Consider the following 16,254-nt stretch of genomic DNA (forward strand, 5'->3'; position numbering starts at 1 on the left):
ATGACGCGCAGGTAGATCGCGAGAGCCACGAGGTTGAGGCTGAATGGTGTGCCGGTCTCCATGCCTTCCGGGACGGCTGCCAGCGTGGTCGCCCCACAGCACGGACAATGGCCGGCATAGCGTTCGACGCGGGTGACGACCGGCTTGATCGGCGGCAGATCGATCTTGTCGTAGCGCTGCGCGAGGCGCTGATCCGCGTCAGTCAGCCCGGCACGGCAGTGCTGGCAATGCGCCGCCTTCGCGATCACCGTCTGATCGGGGTTCTCGGCAAGCAAGCGACCGCCACCCTCACGGCCGAGACTGCCTTTGCGGGGCCCCTTGCGCGGACTTTTCTCGGGCCGGTTTGGCTTCTGCCCGCGCGATGGCGGCAGGCTCGAATTGTCCGGCCGCTTCGGCGGTTCGTTTAGCCGCGCCTCCAACTCCGCAATCCGGCGTTCCGCATCCGAAAGCCGGATTGCCAGTTCCGCGTTCCTGCGCTCGGATGATTGCAACGCGTCCCATAGCGCGCGGATCAGCGCGTCTTTCTCAGCGTGCGATAGGAGAGACAGGTCAGGAAGCTCGTTCACGCCTCCCGTCGAATCGTATCCGCCGTGGTCACGTCAATTCACAATCGATTCAACTTATCGACGGACCAGGATGAGCAGATACCTTTCTTGGACGTTTCCTCCCTAAACTTGGCGGCACGCAAGTGCCGCCATTTTTTTTGATCCATCAAGAAATCGGCTCGTGCGGCTGGGGCCGTTCACTTCGGCGCTTCCATTCTCTAAAGTCGCGAACGAAGGAGTGCCCGATGCTGAATACCAGCCCAGATTTCAAGGAAAATTCCCGCCGCGCGATGCAGGACGCGGGATTGCAGAAGGCGCTCGACCGCGCTCGCAAGCCCTTCGCCCAGACCCGCGCGGCCGCGGTCGCCCGGCTGCCCGAGTTCGAGACCCTGCGCGAAACCGCGAAGGGCATCAAGAACCATACGCTCGCCCATCTCGATTTCTACCTGGAGCGTTATGCGGAGCAGGTCGAGGCCCATGGCGGGCAGGTTCACTGGTGCCGCACCGCCGAGGACGCGCGCAATGCCGTGCTCGACATCTGCCGCCGGGTGGGGGCGAAAACCGTCACCAAGGGCAAGTCGATGATCTCCGAAGAGATCGGGCTGAACGAGCACCTCGCGGAAAACGGCGTCCGCCCGGTCGAGACCGATCTCGGCGAATACATCCTGCAGATCAGGGGCGAGGCGCCGAGCCACATCATCGGCCCGGCCTTCCACCTCAACCGCGAGGACTGGGAAGCCAGCTTCCGCGCCGCCCATACCCATCTGCCAGCCGACCGGGTGTTTCACGAAAAGCGCGACATCCAGGCCGAGGCCCGCGCGGTGCTGCGCGAGCAGTTCATCGCCGCCGATGTCGGCATCACCGGCGCCAATTTCCTGATCGCGGAAACCGGCAGTTCGGTGATCGTCACCAACGAGGGCAATGGCGACCTGACGCAAACCCTGCCGCGCGTGCATATCGTGCTCGCCAGCCTGGAAAAGATCGTCCCCACCCTTGAGGACACCGTCTCGCTGCTGCGGGTTCTGGCGCGCTCGGCCACCGGACAGGAATTCTCGGTCTACACCACCTTTTCCACCGGCGCGAAACGCCCCGGCGATCCCGACGGGCCGGAGGAATATCACGTCATCCTGCTCGACAATGGCCGCTCGAACATGGTCGGCACCGAGTTCCAGGACATGCTGCGCTGCATCCGCTGCTCGGCCTGCATGAACCATTGCCCGGTCTATCTCACCGTGGGCGGCCACGCCTATGGCTCGATGTATTCCGGCCCGATGGGCAGCGTGCTGACCCCGGCCATCTTCGGCGCCGACCAGGCGCATCTGCTGCCCACCGCCTCGACCTTCTGCGGCAAGTGCGAAAGCGTCTGCCCGATGAAGATTCCGCTCACCGGCATGATGCGCCACTGGCGCGAGCGGGCCTTCGAGCGGCATCTCGCACCGGCGACCACGCGCTATGGCATTCGCGGCTGGGGGTTCGTCGCCCGGCGCCCCGGGCTCTACCGCAGCGTGTCGCGCCTCGCGGCATGGGGACTCGGGGTCATGGGGCGCAAGCGCGGCCGCTTCGGCTGGCTACCGCTCGCCGGCGCCTGGACCGCCGCGCGGGACATGCCCGCCCCCGAGGGCGAAACCTTCTTCGCACGCTATGCACGGGAGCAGCGCAGCCGATGAAACAGGACAACCAGGCCCAGCGCGCGGCGATCCTCGGTACGATACGTCGCGGCCTCGGGCGCGGCGCGCTGCCCGCCGACCAGGCGGCGATGCTCCGCACCCGGCTCGATGCCCACCCGCGCCACACCATCCCCGCCCGCGTCGCGCTCGACCATGACGCGTTGATCGAGCTGTTCATCGCCAATGCGACCCGGGAATACGCGACCGTCCAGCGCCTTGCCGACATGGCGGACCTGCCCGCCCATATCGCGGGCTACCTGCGCGAGCAGAACCTGCCGGCGGAGCTGGTGATCGCGCCGCATCCCGATCTGGAGGCGGCGAACTGGAACGATGCCCCGCTGCTCGCCCATCGCTTCGGCCGCGCGCAGCCGAGCGATATGGTTTCGGTGCAGCGCGGCTTCGCGGCGATCGCCGAAACCGGCACGCTGATGCTGCCTTCCGGCCAGCGCTCGCCGACCACGCTCAACCTGCTGCCGGATACCGAAATCGTCGTGCTCCGCGAGTCCGACGTGGTCGGGCCGTATGAAGACGCGTTCGACCGGCTGCGCCAGGCCGGCGGCATGCCGCGCAACGTGATGCTGGTCACCGGGCCGTCGCGCTCGGCCGATATCGAGCGCACGCTCGAACTCGGCGCGCATGGCCCGCGACGGCTGCACATCGTGCTGCTCGGCGGCGCAGGCGGGGATGGCGCGCAGGGCTAAACCCCTCCCGGCCGCCGATCTCGAGGTCTGGACGCGCTATCTGCGCCATGTCCGCCCGCTGCGCGGCGTGCGCGTGCCTGAGCCGCCGCCTCCGGACAAGCCCGGCAGCGTCCGGCCGGAGCCCGAGGGCGTGCGCGTCGTTGCTGCGCCGGCACCGCCCCCGGCCTTGCCGCAGCGCCGCCCGGGCGTGGCGATCGGCGTGGCGCCGCCGGGGCTCGACCGCGCGACCTGGGCGAAATTCCGCGCCGGGCGAATCGCCCCCGAACGCACGCTCGACCTGCACGGGATGACGGCGGCCGCGGCACATGTCGCCGTGAACGCGCTGATCGCGGGCGCGGTGTCGCGCGGGATGCGCTGCGTCGAGATCGTGACCGGCCACGGACGCCGGACCGGTGGCGAAGGTGTGCTGCGACGCGAAGTGCCGATCTGGCTCAACGACCAGCCCCTGCGCCCGATGATCCTGGCGGTCTGCCATCCGCATGCGGCCAATCAGGGCGCGCTGCGGGTGCTGCTGCGGCGCCTGCGGTCGTGAGGCGGGGCAGATGACGCCGTTCGGCGCCCGGCTGCGCGCGCTGCGGGCCGAACGCAAGATGACCCTGCGCGCCATGGCCGATGGGCTCGGCGTTTCGGCCGCCTACCTCTCGGCGCTGGAACACGGCCGGCGGGGCGCCCCCTCGCCGGGACTGATTCACCAGATTTGCGAACGGCTCGACCTGATCTGGGACGAGGCGCACGAACTCGCCGATCTCGCCCGCGACTCCCGCCCGCGCATCAGCCTGCACACGGGCGGGCTGACGCCGGCGCAGACGGCGCTCGCCAACCGCTTCGCCCGGCAGTTGCGCCACCTTCCGGACGAAACGGTCGCGGCGATCGACGCGCTGCTGCGTGAAACGCCGGCCAGGCCGGCGCCTTCGCTCAGACGGTCGCGATCGGAGTGACCGGCGAACCGACGGCGCCTGGCAGCCGCAGCGGCGGCGCCGTCAGCAGAAAGCGCGTCCGGCCATGCTCGCGCAGCCAGGTGGCCAGCGGCGTCAGGTGCCACAACTCGCCGAGATGGATGCCGTTCTTGAACAGGCAGTGCTCGTGCAGCGGCAGGATCGAGCAACATTCATGCCGGGCTTCCGAGGCCGGGAAGGCCTCGACCGCGTAATTGTCGGCGATCAGGACCGCGAGGCCGCTGTCGCTGATCCATCGCAGGAGCCGTTCGTCGCGGCCATCGAGCACGGCGCAGCTTTCGTGCAGCACGGCCCGGTCGGGCGAGCGGTCCATCTCGAGCACGCGCTGGGCAAAGCCGGTATGGAGGCACACCATGTCGCCGGTCTCGATCGCGATCCGGTCGGCGTCGATCACACGCATCAACGCGTCATATCCGACCAGAACGCGGGCATCGCCGTAATGGGCGCGCAGGTCGATCATCACGCCCCTGCCCTGCACCCCGTGCGCCGCCATCCGCTCGATGCCCAGGGCGCCGGCGTGGGACGTGCTGTGCAACGCCATGTCCGACTGCACGCCCGCATCCCGGGTTTCGGTCGGGCCGACGATGTCTTCGCCGGCGCGGAAGCCGTTGTAGAAGACCTTCTCGGCCACGCCGTCGCCATCGGCGTCGAACAGGCCGCCGACATGGCTGAGCGCATCCCACTGGGTCGAGTATTGCAGATGGAGAATCGCGAGATCGTCGTTGAACACGTCGGTGCGCGCGCTTTCGGCGCCTGTGAGCGTGCAGTTGAAATTGGGGCGGTCGCCCCGCAGAGTCGGGCGCAGGACCGGCGGATGACGCCGTTCGTTCAGCAGGTTGCCGCCCGGAAAATCGAGCGGCAGGCTGAGGCAGAACACGAGCCCCTCCCGGACCTCGGCCATTCCCTGGAGAACCTTTTCCCGGGTGATCAGGTTGAGACGCCCCCGTTGATCGTCGGGTCCGAAATCGCCCCAGTTCGATCCCTCCGGCCGATGGCGCCAGCGCGGTTCCGTCATGTCATCCTCCCTATGCAATCCGAATGGCCGACCATGAACATCCGGCGCGGCCCATCATGCATGCCCGGACGATCCTGTCAGCACTCTTGCCGATCAGCGCACCGTGCGGCACGATCGGGCCGCAATTTGAGGAGACATCCGAATATGACGATCCATAAGGGGGCCTGTTTCTGCGGTGCCGTCGAAATCGAGGTCAGCGGGGAGCCGGAAGGCATGGGCATCTGCCATTGCCGCTCCTGCCGCTCCTGGTCCGGCGGGCCGGTCAACGCGTTCAGCCTCTGGAAGCCTGAAGCCGTGACGGTCACGAAGGGCGAGGAAAACATCGCCACCTTCGCCAAGACCCCGATGAGCGAGCGCAAGTTCTGCAAGCTGTGCGGCGGCCACATCATGGCGGACCATCCGCCTCTCGGCCTGGTCGATGTGTTTTCGGCAACGATTCCGACGCTCGAGCACAAACCCGCGCTGCATGTGAACTACAGCGAGACCGTGCTGCCCATTCGGGACGGCCTGCCGAAATTTGCCGATTTTCCGGCGGAATTCGGAGGCTCCGGCAACATCATCGCCGAGTGACCGATTGCCGTGGGGCCGGCGCGACCGGCCCCCTCAGTTCACGGTAGCGGATTAAAAGCGGAAGACGCGCAGGACGCTCGGCCCGCCGGAAAACTTTCCGCGCGCCATCTGGAAGCGCAGATAGAGGTAGGCGGCCACCCCGAACACAAACAGCAGCGGCAAGGTGAACACGGCCAGCCAGAACACAATGGCGGCAAATCCCAGCATCAGGCCGAACGCCGCAACGCGCAGCGCAATGACCGCCAGCGATGGATACCGCCCTGGCGGATCGCGAAATTCGCCGGAAATCGTCATATCGATGGTCGGAGCATGGTGCTGCGTCATAGCGCTAAGGTGGCGCGGCAGACGCCTTTCGGCAAGCGCAATCGGCTCACAATGACATGAAGGATTGGCAATCGTCGCAATGACGTGACCGGCAGAGACATTGGTCCATCAAGAGGCCGGCTTGTGCGCCGCGGGGGCGCCTCACCGCCGTTCCGCCCTGGCCCGCGAAATCAAGGCCTCAATACAATGCGACATATGACGGCGCTGCCGGCCTGCTTTCGGCAGGCAGACGAAACCCTGCGATCCATCCCGGCATTTCCTCCGCCCGCATCGGACGAGCGATGCCGTACCCCTGGCCGAACTCGGCGCCAAAGCGACGAGCCATGTCGATGAGTGCGGACGTTTCCAACCCTTCGACCGTCACCGGGATATCCAGCCGCCGCGCAAGTTCCACCAGCGCCTCGACCAGTTTCATGGAACGATGGTCATTCTCGGATATGCCCCGGACCAGGCCCTGATCGATCTTCACCATGTCAAAAGGAAGGTTCCGAAGCCGCATCAAACTGCCGTAACCCGCTCCCAGATCATCCAGCGCCAATTGCACTCCGGCACGATGCAGGGCTTCGATCGCCCGGAGGCCCGCATCGCCACCGCCGATTTCCTGGTCTTCCAGCAGTTCGAGCGTCAGATCTTTCGGATCGAAATCGTGCGTCTCAAGCGCCGCCCGGATCCATCCCGAACAATCGGGATTGCGGAGAGACGTCGGCGGCAGGTTCACCGAAAGATCGACCACGATGCCGAGGCTGCGATACTCTCGAACCGCCTTCATCGCCATATGCATGCCCTCGATGAAAAGCCTGTCGAGATCCTGCTGGCTCAGGATCGGCAGGAACTGGCCCGGGCTGATCAACTGCCCTCCCGGAAGTTCCAGCCGTGCCAAGGCCTCGACCTTGACCACCCGCCCCGTTCGCAGGTCGACGATCGGCTGCATGAACATCTGCAAGCCCCCGTCGAACAGACGGCTCCGCCACCTCTGGCGGTCGGCGGCAGGGAGGAGCGCCAGCGACTCATCGCGCGCCTGCTCAATGCCGCGTGCGGCGATCAGGCCGAGCGCCTCCAGGGAGTCGCGCAATACCGGCGCAGAGAACTGATTGGCTATCCGGCCGTAAAGAACCAGAATGGCACGCACACGACCGCCGGTCTCCGTGATCGGCAGCGCCGCGGCGCTTTGAATTCCCGCCTCGGCGAGGGGCCTGTCATTTGCGTCAGTGTCACGAGCGCCAAGGAACTCCTCCGCCGCGCCATGGACCGGCTCTCCTGAAAGCCAGGCCTCGGCAATGGGATGCCCATCGAGTTCCTTGAGGCTGCGCCCGTCCAGACGCAGCCGCGGTTGCCGTTTCATGGTTGCACGATGAGCCGCGCTTTCCGCTTCGATAACGAGCAGGCCGTCGACACCTTCGGTGTATATGGCGCTGAAGGCGACGAAGGGCCAGGTTTCCATCGCGCCGATGATCGAGTCGCAGACATCGACGCCGCGCGTCTGCCCGCGCGTTTCCAAGGCCAGTGCGCCGAGTGTCCTGTGAATTTCATGGCGCAACCGCGCCGCGGCATCCTGCTGGGTTTCCATGTCGAATTCGCAACGTTGCAGGATGATGTCCAGATATATCTGGCGCTGGCTGACGCGCCCCGGAATCTGCTGGCTCAGTACCGCAATGCGCTGGTAGAGGCCGCTCGTCGCACTCGTCAGCGCACTGATATCGATCCCCAGCGCGACATGCATGCGGCCGACCCGCAACGCCTCGTCCCGATGGCGCTCGCGCGTCAATTCCGGATCGAGCAACATTGCGACATGGCGCCGGAGTCCATTTTCGAGCCTTCTGGCACGTTCTGTGCCGAGCGACTGGATGATGGGGACATTCCGCGCGTCCGCCGCGAAATCGTCGAATACTCCGGCGGCCAAATCGGGGATCAGATGATTGAGAAAGCGCCATCCCCATCCGAGCATGGCATGGTATTCCGGCGAATAGGGGTCGAGATCCCGGCGCCTGATACCGTATTGGCGTTGAATTTGGCCGAAAATGGACACCTCGGCCCGGCCGAGCAACGCCGCCGCCGATCCCGTATCGGCCGGGTAAAGGGCGCTTCCGAGAGAGAGTTTCAGGGTCTCCGCAACCCCTGCCGATATGTCGAACGGCGTTTCGACAACCGCCAGCGCCGCATCGATCCGCGCATGTATCTCGCGCTCCAGGATGCCGACATGAACGAATGCGAAGGAATCCGCGCCGACACGGGCCAGAAGCCGAGCATCCGGCAGCGCCCTGAGGCGTTCGGCAAGGGCGCGCAGAATCCTGTCGCCCGCCTTCCGGCCGTGCCTGGCATTGATTTCCGTGAAGCCCTCGATATCAATCACGATGACAGCCAGTTGGCGGCCGGGGCCGAGGGCATCGCAGAGCCCGGGGATCCGTTCCTCGAACATCGCGCGCGTGCTCAGACCCGTGGCCTCGTCCGTCGTTCGGACCCGCTCGATTGCCTCGGCGGCCCGCTGCTCGCGGCGGCGGCCTCGATCGACAAGCAGCACCAGAAGCGCCATAACCCCGACAAAGAGCGCCTCGACGGCCCAGCGGAGACGACCTGTCCGGACCCAATCGTCGAAGACGACATTTCGGGGCCAGCCCGCGGCAATTTCCAGCGGCAGGCCCGGCACCGGCACGATGCCGGCTTGACCGCGGACGAGAGGTCTGCCGCCTGCCTTCCCGGCAACGCCCGTGTCCCGCTTGTTAAATTCGCTGAAATCGAGCCGGCCGGATCGCCAGGTGGCAAGCTCCCTGTGGTTTCTCAAATCGATCACGGAGAGCGCAAGCGGTGTGCGCAAGCGGTTCGGAAAGGCGAAAAGCCGATCGAGCCTGTAGGGTGTGCCAACGAAATACCGCGTTCGCCCGTCTGGACCCGATGCGCGATACCGCATCGTTATGGCGTAACTATGCACACGGGAGGCAAAGCGCGGCCGCCCCAGCAGATATCCGGCATGGGCTGGCAGGGGTGTGAACCCCGATGCCATCGTGATCGGTCGCTTCGGTTGCCTGATCGTCGACCAGATGATGCGGTTACCGTCCGGCGACTGCACGTTGAACGCATAAAGGCTCGGATGCAGTGCCATGAAGCGGAAAAGAGCGTGCATCGTTCGCGGCGATGGAGATATCGTCCCGTCCGGCTGCGGGGCAAGAAGGCTGATCGCGATGAATTCCAGTTCGGTAAACTGGTTGAACAGGCGCCGCGCGATCGTGCCTGCATATTCCGTCGCGACCGTCTTTGCCTGCGCCCGGATGCCGTTCGCAACATCCTCGAATTCGAACCGCTCGAATGCGCCACAGATCAGAACGACGAGTGCGACAGCAATCCAGAGAAAGCCAACCGCGCCCCTCGACCAGGCGGCCTTGTTAGTACGCATGCATCACAAACTTCCCGATATCGGGGTTATTCTGATCGAAAAATATTAATGCGTAGTATAGGCAGGTATGCTGCCTTTTCCGGTCCCTGGTTCGGCGGCGGCGGGGATTGGTACCCGCCGAAAGGCCTGGCACCGCCGGTCATGAAATCTGCCGTTGATGTCCGCCGTCGCCCGGACCGTTCACGGTCTGGCGGCACGGGCGGCCTGCCGCCTCAATGCGTGACGTAGAGGTAGCCCGAGACGCTGAGTAGCGAGAGCACCGTGGAAGCGAGAATGACCTTCGATGTCATTCCCGCCTCCCGCCGATAGTACTCGGCCAGCATGAAAGGCCCGGTGCCGGTCGGCAATGCCGCCAGAAGGACTGCCGTATGCGAGAGAGCGGCCGGCAGTTCGAATACGAAACTGGCCAATACCCAGGTCAGCGCCGGCTGGAGGACCAGCTTGAATCCGACGAGCAGGCAGGCGGGCGCCGCATCTGGCTTCGTATCCCGCTGCTCCGCAAGGAAAAGGCCAAGCGCCACCAAAGCGCACGGTGACGCCGCGCCGCCCAGCAGTTTCAGGAACGTCTCGGCGGCGGATGGAATTGCAAGCCCGGCGATCGGCACGACGGCGCCGGCCACCGGTGCGACCAGAAGAGGATTCCGCCCGAGCGACCGCACGACTTTCAGGACCATGCGGGCCGGGCGCTGCTCCGTTTGCAGGCCGATTTCGATCAGCACGATCGCGGCTCCGAACAGGACGCAGACGGTGATCATCGTCGCGACCAGGGTCGGCCCGAGCGCATTGCGGCCGATGGCGACCGCCACCAGCGGAAACCCGATGAAGCCGACATTCGCATAGCCCGCATTGAGTCCGTCGATCACCGCATCGGCCAGATGCAATGGCCGCTTCAGGCTCACCAGGACCGTCAACGCGAAGACGGCAAGGCATCCGAGTGCGAACACGGCGATAAAGCCCGGCTGCCAGATCTCCGACAAACGGGCATGCGCGACGATATCGAACAGCAGCGCCGGCAATGCGAGATACACGACGAAGCGGTTGAGTTCGGTCGTCGCATTCGAACCGAGCACGGCGAGGCGCCGCGCCAGCCAGCCGGCGAAGATCAAGGCAAAGACCGGGATGACGATGATGAGGGTCGACAGCATGGCGGGCATGTAGACTCATCGATTGATACTGTCTAATACCGATTAACGTCCCGATTGATGCTTATTCGGTATCATGCCCGATATCCGCCAGCTGCGTTACTTCATCGCACTCGCCGAGACGCTCCATTTCGGGCGCGCAGCGGAGCGGTTGAACCTTACCCAACCGCCGCTCAGCAGGCAGATCATGGCCCTTGAGAAGGATCTTGGGGTGCGGCTCGTCGATCGGCATTCCCGCCATGTGCGCCTGACGCAAGCGGGCCTTCGTTTTGTTGCCGAGGCGCGCGAGATCGTGACCCTCTTCGATCGGGCGTGTCGCAACGCACGCCGCGCGGCTTCCGGCGAAATCGGCGAACTCTCCCTCGGCTTCATGATGCATGCCGCCCAAACCATCGTTCCGAAACTGGCCCGCCGGGTCATGACCGACCTGCCGGGCGTGGAATTGCGTTTGCGGGAGGTGATGCCGAACATATTGGTCAGCGATCTGATGGCGGGGCAACTCGACCTCGGCGTCATGTTTCCGCCGCCGCCGGTGCGCGGGCTCGAAGTCCGGCCGGTTTATCGGGAGCGGCTTTGCGTCGTCCTTCAGGCCGGGCATGAACTGGCGGCGCGGAGCCTGATCTGCCGCGACGATCTGGTAAACCTGCCGCTGATCCTCACGCCCGCCGAAACCGCGCCCGCCTTGCGCAACGTGATTGAAGAGTATTGCCACGCGGGGGGATTCAGACCGACGATCCGGGTAGAGACCCAGTTGCAGACGACAATCGTCAGCCTCGCGGCCGAAGGGATCGGCGCCGGCCTCGTGCCGGTTTCGGTGAGCAGACTGGCCCCTTCGGGCGTGCAGTTCTGTGAATTGGAGGAGGCGCCGACGATTGATCACGTCCTTGCCTGGTGTGCGGCCAACATGAATCCGAGCCTGAAACTGTTCCTGGCGATGACTTTCCCCGAATCAGGTGATCCGGCCATCCATCGTTGAGAGGCTACAATCGCCCCTGCCGGCACAAAGGCGGATGTCGAGGCATCTTCCGACCGGTTCGAATGTCGTGCGTTGTGGCCTGGATGTCCCGTCATGCCGGCAGAACGATTGCCGGACTGAAGGCGCGGCCGCGACCTGGCGCCCTGGCCTATTGTTCGCCGGGCGCCACTGCGGAATAATGTTTCGCGGCCTGTGTATCACCGAACACGGCGCCATACACGACAGCCGCGATAAAACTCGTGGAAATCACGAGCACGATGGCGATCCCGAATAACTGTCCCCGCGACAGACGCTGCATGATGGGCTGAATTATAACGTCAGTCCTTTCCGATCAGACAGTCCCCGGGCAATCACATCTTGATCATCCACGACATGCTGGCCGACAGCACCGTCGAACGGGCTTCGCCCGCCCGAAATTCCATTCCGCCAGACAGCCACAAGCGCAAATGCGCCAATGCATGTCACGGAATGCATTCCGGATACCATCAGCACTCCCGGCAGCGGACCGGACCGCTCCAGCCGCGGTCACACGTCGAGATTGGCGACCTTGAGCGCATTGCCGACGATGAATTCCCGGCGCGGTTCGACGACATCGCCCATCAGGGTCGAGAAGATCTGGTCGCTGTCCTCGGCGTCGCCAATCCGCACCTGCAGCAGGCGGCGGGTCGTGGGATCGAGCGTGGTCTGCCAGAGCTGGTCGGGATTCATCTCGCCCAGCCCCTTGAACCGCTGGATCGACAATCCCTTGCGCCCGATGCCGAACAGGGTTTCGATCAGGCTGGACGGGCCGCGGACCGGCTGCGCCGCGGTTCCGTGCGCCAGTTGCGGCGCGGTCGCGAAGCGCGCCTCGAGGCGGCCGGACCGCTCGGCGAGCCAGCGCGCATCGGATGAGCGCAGCATCGCGAGATCGATCGTGTGCCGCTCGGCAACGCCGCGCACGGTCCGCGCCATGGTGACACCCTGGGCATCCACCGCGACCATCCAGCCGCGTTCGTTCGGCAGCGAAATCGCATCGAGCCGCGCCGCGAGCACGGGCGCCAGATCGCCGGCGGCCTCGGGCGTCGCCCCGAGCAGTCCGGCGATGGCGGCCTGTTCGACATAGGCCACCGGAATATCCCGCGCGAGATCGGCGATCCGCCGCGCCGCCTCGCGCATGAACGGCAGTTCGGCCGCGAGGTCCACACCCTCGATCGCCACCTCGGCCAGCGCGCGCTCGAAGAGGTAGGCCTCCATCGCGTCGTCGTCCTTCAGGTAGCGCTCCTCGTTCCCGCGCTTGACGCGATAGAGCGGCGGCTGCGCGATATAGAGGTGCCCGCGCTCGATCAGCTCGCGCATCTGGCGGAAGAAGAAGGTGAGCAGCAGCGTGCGGATATGCGAGCCGTCGACATCCGCGTCGGTCATGATGACGATGCGGTGATAGCGCAGCTTCGAGATGTCGAACCCGCCCTGCTCCGGCTCGGCCGGGCCGATGCCGGTGCCGAGGGCGGTGATCAGGGTGCCGATTTCCGCGGAACCCAGCATCCGGTCGAACCGCGCCCGCTCGACATTGAGGATCTTGCCCTTCAGCGGCAGGATCGCCTGGGTCTTGCGGTCGCGCCCCTGCTTGGCCGAGCCGCCCGCCGAGTCACCCTCGACGATGAAGATTTCCGACTTCGCCGGGTCGCGTTCCTGGCAGTCGGCCAGCTTGCCGGGCAGGGTCGAGATGTCGAGCACGCCCTTGCGGCGGGTGAGTTCGCGGGCCTTGCGCGCCGCCTCGCGGGCGGAGGCGGCGTCCATCACCTTCTGGGCGATCAGCCTGCCTTCCTTCGGGTGCGTCTCGAACCAGTGTTCCAGCGCATCCGCCACCGCCGCCTGCACCAGCGGCTGCACCTCGGAGGAGACGAGCTTGTCCTTGGTCTGCGACGAGAATTTCGGGTCCGGCACCTTCACCGAAAGCACCGCCGTCAGCCCCTCGCGCATGTCCTCGCCGGAGAGCGAGAGGCTGTCCTTCTTGCCGAGGCTCTCCGCGTATTTGGAAACCACGCGCGTCAGCGCCGAGCGGAAGCCGGCGAGATGGGTGCCGCCGTCGCGCTGGACGATGTTGTTGGTGAAGCAGAGCATCGTCTCGTGATAGGTGTCGTTCCAGGCGAGCGCGAACTCGACCTTGATGCCGCCGGGCGCATCGTCCTTGAACGCGGTAACCGGCGGCGAGAACAGCTGTGTCTTCGCGCGGTCGAGCCAGGAGACGAATTCGACGAGGCCGCCCTCGTAGCGGAAATGCGCCTCCTGCACGGCGCTGTGCCGCTCGTCGCGCAGGTTGATCGTCAGGCCGGAATTGAGGAAGGCAAGCTCCCGCAGCCGCCGCTCGTAGATCGCGAAATCGAACTCGGTGCGGGTGAAGGTCGCGGCCGAGGGCCTGAACGTGACCGAGGTGCCGGTGCCGTGCTCCGACGCGCCGACCACCGCGAGCGGCGCCACCGTGTCGCCGTTCTCGAAGCGGATGAGGTGCTCCTTGCCGTCCCGCCAGATCCGCACCTCCATCCATTCCGACAGCGCGTTCACCACCGCCGCGCCAACGCCGTGCAGCCCGCCGGACACCTTGTAGGAATTCTGGTTGAACTTGCCGCCGGCGTGCAACCGCGTCAGCACCACCTCGGCCGCCGAAATCCCCTCTTCGGGATGAATGTCGGTCGGGATGCCGCGGCCATTGTCGGTCACCGTCATCGAGCCGTCGCCGTTGAGCACGACATCGACCCGGTCGGCAAAGCCGGCCTGCGCCTCGTCCACCGCGTTGTCGATGATCTCGAAGCCCATGTGGTGCAGGCCGGATCCGTCATCGGTGTCGCCGATATACATGCCGGGCCGCTTGCGCACCGCATCGAGGCCGCGCAGCACGCTGATCGAGGCGGCGTCATAGACGCCGTCGGGCGCGGCGGCCGGGTCTTCGGAAGCGGGTACGGCGGTCGAATCGGCGGTGCTGGTCATGCCGGTCAAGCACTCCATTGGGCGGGAAATCTGACCTTACTCATAGCAGAGCCGGCCCCGATTGCCTAATCGCGCGCGGGCATGGCCGGGCGGCGCGCGGGGGCAAAAATGCCAGACGGTCTGTAAGCCGGGTTCTGTCCACACCCTCGCGGATGCTGGACGGCCATTCATCTGGGACACGCATCGCTGCGTGCCTCGCGCGACCAACCCGGGCGACGAGGCGGAATCCCTCCGCGGCCATGATCGCTCATGCCGCCGGTCGCCCCTATTCGGTCTTGCTCCCGGTGGGGTTTTCCCTGCCGCCCCCGTTGCCGGCGGCGCGGTGCGCTCTTACCGCACCTTTTCACCCTTGCCGGCAGGCCGAGGCGTACCGGCGGTATGTTTTCTGTGGCACTTTCCCTGGGGTCGCCCCCGCCGGCCGTTAGCCGGCACCGTCATTCCATGGAGCCCGGACTTTCCTCCGCGCCGCGAGCGGCACGGCGGCCGTCCAACCGTCTGGCCCGCGCTTCTTGGGCGATCGCCAGCGCCCGGTCAATGGGCGCCGAACAGGGCGCGGATCGCCGCGGCGCGGGCGCGCGTGCCGGCATCCGCCACACCATCGACCCGTTCGGGCCGGAACCGCCGCTGGAACGCGGCCACGACCGCGGCGCGGTCGAGCGCCACGTCATAGCCGATCGCGGCGAGATCGGCGGCGAGATCGTCGCCCGCGGCACCCGCCGCCGCCGACCACAGGCCGATCCCCGCGGCGGCGAGTTGCGGCCAGGGAAACAGCTCGCCAGGGTCCTGCTTGCGGTCCGGCGCGATGTCCGAATGGCCGACCACGTTCCGCGGCGGGATCGGATGGCGGCCGAGAATGCCAAGGCAAAGCTCGATGACCGCCGCGACCTGTTGCGGCGGGAACGGGACATAACCCCATTCATGGCCGGGATTGACGATCTCGATGCCGATCGACCGGTCGTTCAGCCCGCGCGCGCCGCGCCAGAAGCTGATCCCGGCATGCCAGGCGCGGTCCCGCTCTGGGACCAGCGCGTGAAGGCCGCCCGCCTCGTCGACGACATAGTGCGCCGAAACCTTCGCCGCCGGGTCGCAGAGCCGTTCGATCGCGGCCGCCGCGCTGCGCATGCCGGTATAGTGGAGCACCAGGTGATCGACCGGCATTCCCGCCGGCCGCGCGTCCCGGTTGGGCGAGATCACGCGCCGCGCTCGCGCTTGATGGCGTCCCAGGCGGCGTTGATCCGGGCGACGCGTTCGGTCGCGCGGGCGATGAACTCCGCCGGCACGCCGCGCGCGGCAAGCTGGTCCGGATGGTTCTCGCGCATCAGGGCCTTCCAGTGGGCGCGGATCGCCTCGGTGCTGGATGTGCGGGCGATGCCCAGCACCTGATACGGATCCTCACCGAGATTGCCGCCCGAAGGGTTCGCCGCCCGGGCGCGGGCCGCCTCGCCCAGGCCGAACAGCGCGCCGATCCGCGCCAGCATGTCGGCTTCGCGCGCGTTCACCGGCCCGTCCGCCCGGGCGATGGCGAACAGCGCGCCGAGCACCTGCTCGAGGGCAAGGCGGTTGTCGGCGAAGCTCTCGCCGAGCTGGCGCGCATAGGGCTCGAAGCCGGACGCATCCTCGCGCGCCTGGTCGAACAGGTGCCCGATCGTCGGGATCGCCGCATCCTCGATGCGGAACTGCCGCTTGAACGCGTCGATCTCGGCGCGGACCACCGGCCCGTCGCATTTCGCGAGCTTGGCGGCGAGAACGGTGGCGCCGATGGCGAACACCTGTTCGCGCCGGCCGAGCAGGGCGGCAAAGCGGGCGGAGTCGAGCGGCAGGGCGCGGCCGAGCCGGGCGCCGAGCGAGCCGAGATCGCCGGTATCGGCGGCATGGCCCAGCGCGGCGCCGGCCACGGCGCCGAACGGCCCGCCGACGGCGAACCCCGCGACGCCGCCGATGATCTTCCCCCACACGCTCATGCGCGCAATATCGGCCCGGTTGGCCGGCGGGTCAAAGGGGGGTGG

General features: G+C 66.4%; 14 protein-coding genes and 1 other RNA gene. 6 read left to right on the plus strand and 9 right to left on the minus strand.

Going from position 1 to position 16,254, the window contains the following annotated elements; all coding sequences use genetic code 11:
• Nucleotides 1-566: DUF6444 domain-containing protein (locus tag RT91_RS05080; RefSeq protein ID WP_240314128.1), on the minus strand; the 566-nt coding region annotated here is incomplete at its 3' end.
• Between the two features lie 224 nt (nucleotides 567-790).
• Between RT91_RS05080 and RT91_RS05085 the strand changes: the two genes are divergently transcribed.
• Genes RT91_RS05085 through RT91_RS05100 form a run of 4 tightly spaced genes read left to right on the plus strand, consistent with a single transcriptional unit; the run spans nucleotide 791 to nucleotide 3,851 of the window.
• Nucleotides 791-2,212 carry a lactate utilization protein B gene (locus RT91_RS05085; protein ID WP_007423230.1) on the plus strand — a complete coding sequence of 474 codons (1,422 nt, stop codon included), beginning with the start codon at nucleotides 791-793 and terminating at the stop codon, nucleotides 2,210-2,212.
• Entirely contained in the window at nucleotides 2,209-2,913 is a 705-nt protein-coding gene (locus RT91_RS05090) for a lactate utilization protein (protein WP_007423231.1), read from the plus strand. Before RT91_RS05085 ends, RT91_RS05090 begins: the two co-directional genes overlap by 4 nt.
• Nucleotides 2,897-3,445: a Smr/MutS family protein gene (locus RT91_RS05095; RefSeq protein ID WP_012040392.1), complete on the plus strand. Its 549-nt coding sequence runs from the start codon at nucleotides 2,897-2,899 to the stop codon at nucleotides 3,443-3,445. The genes RT91_RS05090 and RT91_RS05095 overlap by 17 nt, the downstream gene beginning before the upstream one ends.
• Nucleotides 3,446-3,455: 10 nt before the next feature.
• The gene (locus RT91_RS05100) at nucleotides 3,456-3,851 is read left to right on the plus strand and encodes a helix-turn-helix domain-containing protein (protein ID WP_007424125.1); all 396 of its coding nucleotides are present in this window, start codon (nucleotides 3,456-3,458) and stop codon (nucleotides 3,849-3,851) included.
• Here the strand turns inward: RT91_RS05100 and RT91_RS05105 are convergent.
• Nucleotides 3,829-4,884, minus strand: coding sequence for a cyclase family protein (locus tag RT91_RS05105; RefSeq protein ID WP_007424123.1), 1,056 nt, complete (start codon nucleotides 4,882-4,884; stop codon nucleotides 3,829-3,831). The genes RT91_RS05100 and RT91_RS05105 overlap by 23 nt on opposite strands.
• Nucleotides 4,885-5,028: 144 nt before the next feature.
• Here RT91_RS05105 and RT91_RS05110 point away from each other — a divergent pair, with 144 nt between their 5' ends.
• The gene (locus RT91_RS05110) at nucleotides 5,029-5,454 is read left to right on the plus strand and encodes a GFA family protein (RefSeq protein WP_007424124.1); all 426 of its coding nucleotides are present in this window, start codon (nucleotides 5,029-5,031) and stop codon (nucleotides 5,452-5,454) included.
• Between the two features lie 51 nt (nucleotides 5,455-5,505).
• Here RT91_RS05110 and RT91_RS05115 read toward each other — a convergent pair whose 3' ends face one another.
• From RT91_RS05115 to RT91_RS05125, 3 genes are all read right to left on the minus strand, one after another.
• Nucleotides 5,506-5,748 (minus strand): hypothetical protein, encoded by a 243-nt coding sequence (locus RT91_RS05115; RefSeq protein ID WP_007424122.1) that lies wholly within the window; start codon nucleotides 5,746-5,748, stop codon nucleotides 5,506-5,508.
• 208 nt (nucleotides 5,749-5,956) lie between these two features.
• Nucleotides 5,957-9,166 carry an EAL domain-containing protein gene (locus RT91_RS05120; protein WP_007424121.1) on the minus strand — a complete coding sequence of 1,070 codons (3,210 nt, stop codon included), beginning with the start codon at nucleotides 9,164-9,166 and terminating at the stop codon, nucleotides 5,957-5,959.
• 212 nt (nucleotides 9,167-9,378) lie between these two features.
• The gene (locus RT91_RS05125) at nucleotides 9,379-10,320 is read right to left on the minus strand and encodes an AEC family transporter (protein ID WP_007424120.1); all 942 of its coding nucleotides are present in this window, start codon (nucleotides 10,318-10,320) and stop codon (nucleotides 9,379-9,381) included.
• A gap of 64 nt (nucleotides 10,321-10,384) precedes the next feature.
• Here RT91_RS05125 and RT91_RS05130 point away from each other — a divergent pair, with 64 nt between their 5' ends.
• The gene (locus RT91_RS05130) at nucleotides 10,385-11,284 is read left to right on the plus strand and encodes a LysR family transcriptional regulator (protein ID WP_007424119.1); all 900 of its coding nucleotides are present in this window, start codon (nucleotides 10,385-10,387) and stop codon (nucleotides 11,282-11,284) included.
• Between the two features lie 525 nt (nucleotides 11,285-11,809).
• On the opposite strand, the gene gyrB is transcribed toward RT91_RS05130, so the two are convergent.
• The 4 genes from gyrB to RT91_RS05145 all read right to left on the minus strand — a co-directional run bounded on the left by gyrB (nucleotide 11,810) and on the right by RT91_RS05145 (nucleotide 16,209).
• Nucleotides 11,810-14,248: a DNA topoisomerase (ATP-hydrolyzing) subunit B gene (gene gyrB, locus RT91_RS05135; protein ID WP_012040386.1), complete on the minus strand. Its 2,439-nt coding sequence runs from the start codon at nucleotides 14,246-14,248 to the stop codon at nucleotides 11,810-11,812.
• 107 nt (nucleotides 14,249-14,355) lie between these two features.
• An RNA gene (gene rnpB / locus RT91_RS05260) (RNase P RNA component class A) lies at nucleotides 14,356-14,747 on the minus strand.
• A 32-nt stretch (nucleotides 14,748-14,779) separates the two neighbouring features.
• Nucleotides 14,780-15,442 (minus strand): N-acetylmuramoyl-L-alanine amidase, encoded by a 663-nt coding sequence (locus RT91_RS05140; RefSeq protein ID WP_007424117.1) that lies wholly within the window; start codon nucleotides 15,440-15,442, stop codon nucleotides 14,780-14,782.
• Entirely contained in the window at nucleotides 15,439-16,209 is a 771-nt protein-coding gene (locus RT91_RS05145; protein WP_012040385.1) for a TerB family tellurite resistance protein, read from the minus strand. Before RT91_RS05145 ends, RT91_RS05140 begins: the two co-directional genes overlap by 4 nt.
• Between the last annotated feature and the right edge of the window lie 45 nt (nucleotides 16,210-16,254).

This window comes from Acidiphilium sp. JA12-A1, assembly GCF_000724705.2.
Taxonomy (GTDB): Bacteria; Pseudomonadota; Alphaproteobacteria; order Acetobacterales; family Acetobacteraceae; genus Acidiphilium; species Acidiphilium multivorum.

Coding starts and splice junctions, on each gene's coding strand:
- RT91_RS05085 (WP_007423230.1), top strand. CDS start 791: ATGCTGAATACCAGCCCAGATTTCAAGGAAAATTCCCGCCGCGCGATG.
- RT91_RS05090 (WP_007423231.1), top strand. CDS start 2,209: ATGAAACAGGACAACCAGGCCCAGCGCGCGGCGATCCTCGGTACGATA.
- RT91_RS05095 (WP_012040392.1), top strand. CDS start 2,897: ATGGCGCGCAGGGCTAAACCCCTCCCGGCCGCCGATCTCGAGGTCTGG.
- RT91_RS05100 (WP_007424125.1), top strand. CDS start 3,456: ATGACGCCGTTCGGCGCCCGGCTGCGCGCGCTGCGGGCCGAACGCAAG.
- RT91_RS05105 (WP_007424123.1), bottom strand. CDS start 4,884: ATGACGGAACCGCGCTGGCGCCATCGGCCGGAGGGATCGAACTGGGGC.
- RT91_RS05110 (WP_007424124.1), top strand. CDS start 5,029: ATGACGATCCATAAGGGGGCCTGTTTCTGCGGTGCCGTCGAAATCGAG.
- RT91_RS05115 (WP_007424122.1), bottom strand. CDS start 5,748: ATGACGATTTCCGGCGAATTTCGCGATCCGCCAGGGCGGTATCCATCG.
- RT91_RS05120 (WP_007424121.1), bottom strand. CDS start 9,166: ATGCGTACTAACAAGGCCGCCTGGTCGAGGGGCGCGGTTGGCTTTCTC.
- RT91_RS05125 (WP_007424120.1), bottom strand. CDS start 10,320: ATGCCCGCCATGCTGTCGACCCTCATCATCGTCATCCCGGTCTTTGCC.
- RT91_RS05130 (WP_007424119.1), top strand. CDS start 10,385: ATGCCCGATATCCGCCAGCTGCGTTACTTCATCGCACTCGCCGAGACG.
- gyrB (WP_012040386.1), bottom strand. CDS start 14,248: ATGACCAGCACCGCCGATTCGACCGCCGTACCCGCTTCCGAAGACCCG.
- RT91_RS05145 (WP_012040385.1), bottom strand. CDS start 16,209: ATGAGCGTGTGGGGGAAGATCATCGGCGGCGTCGCGGGGTTCGCCGTC.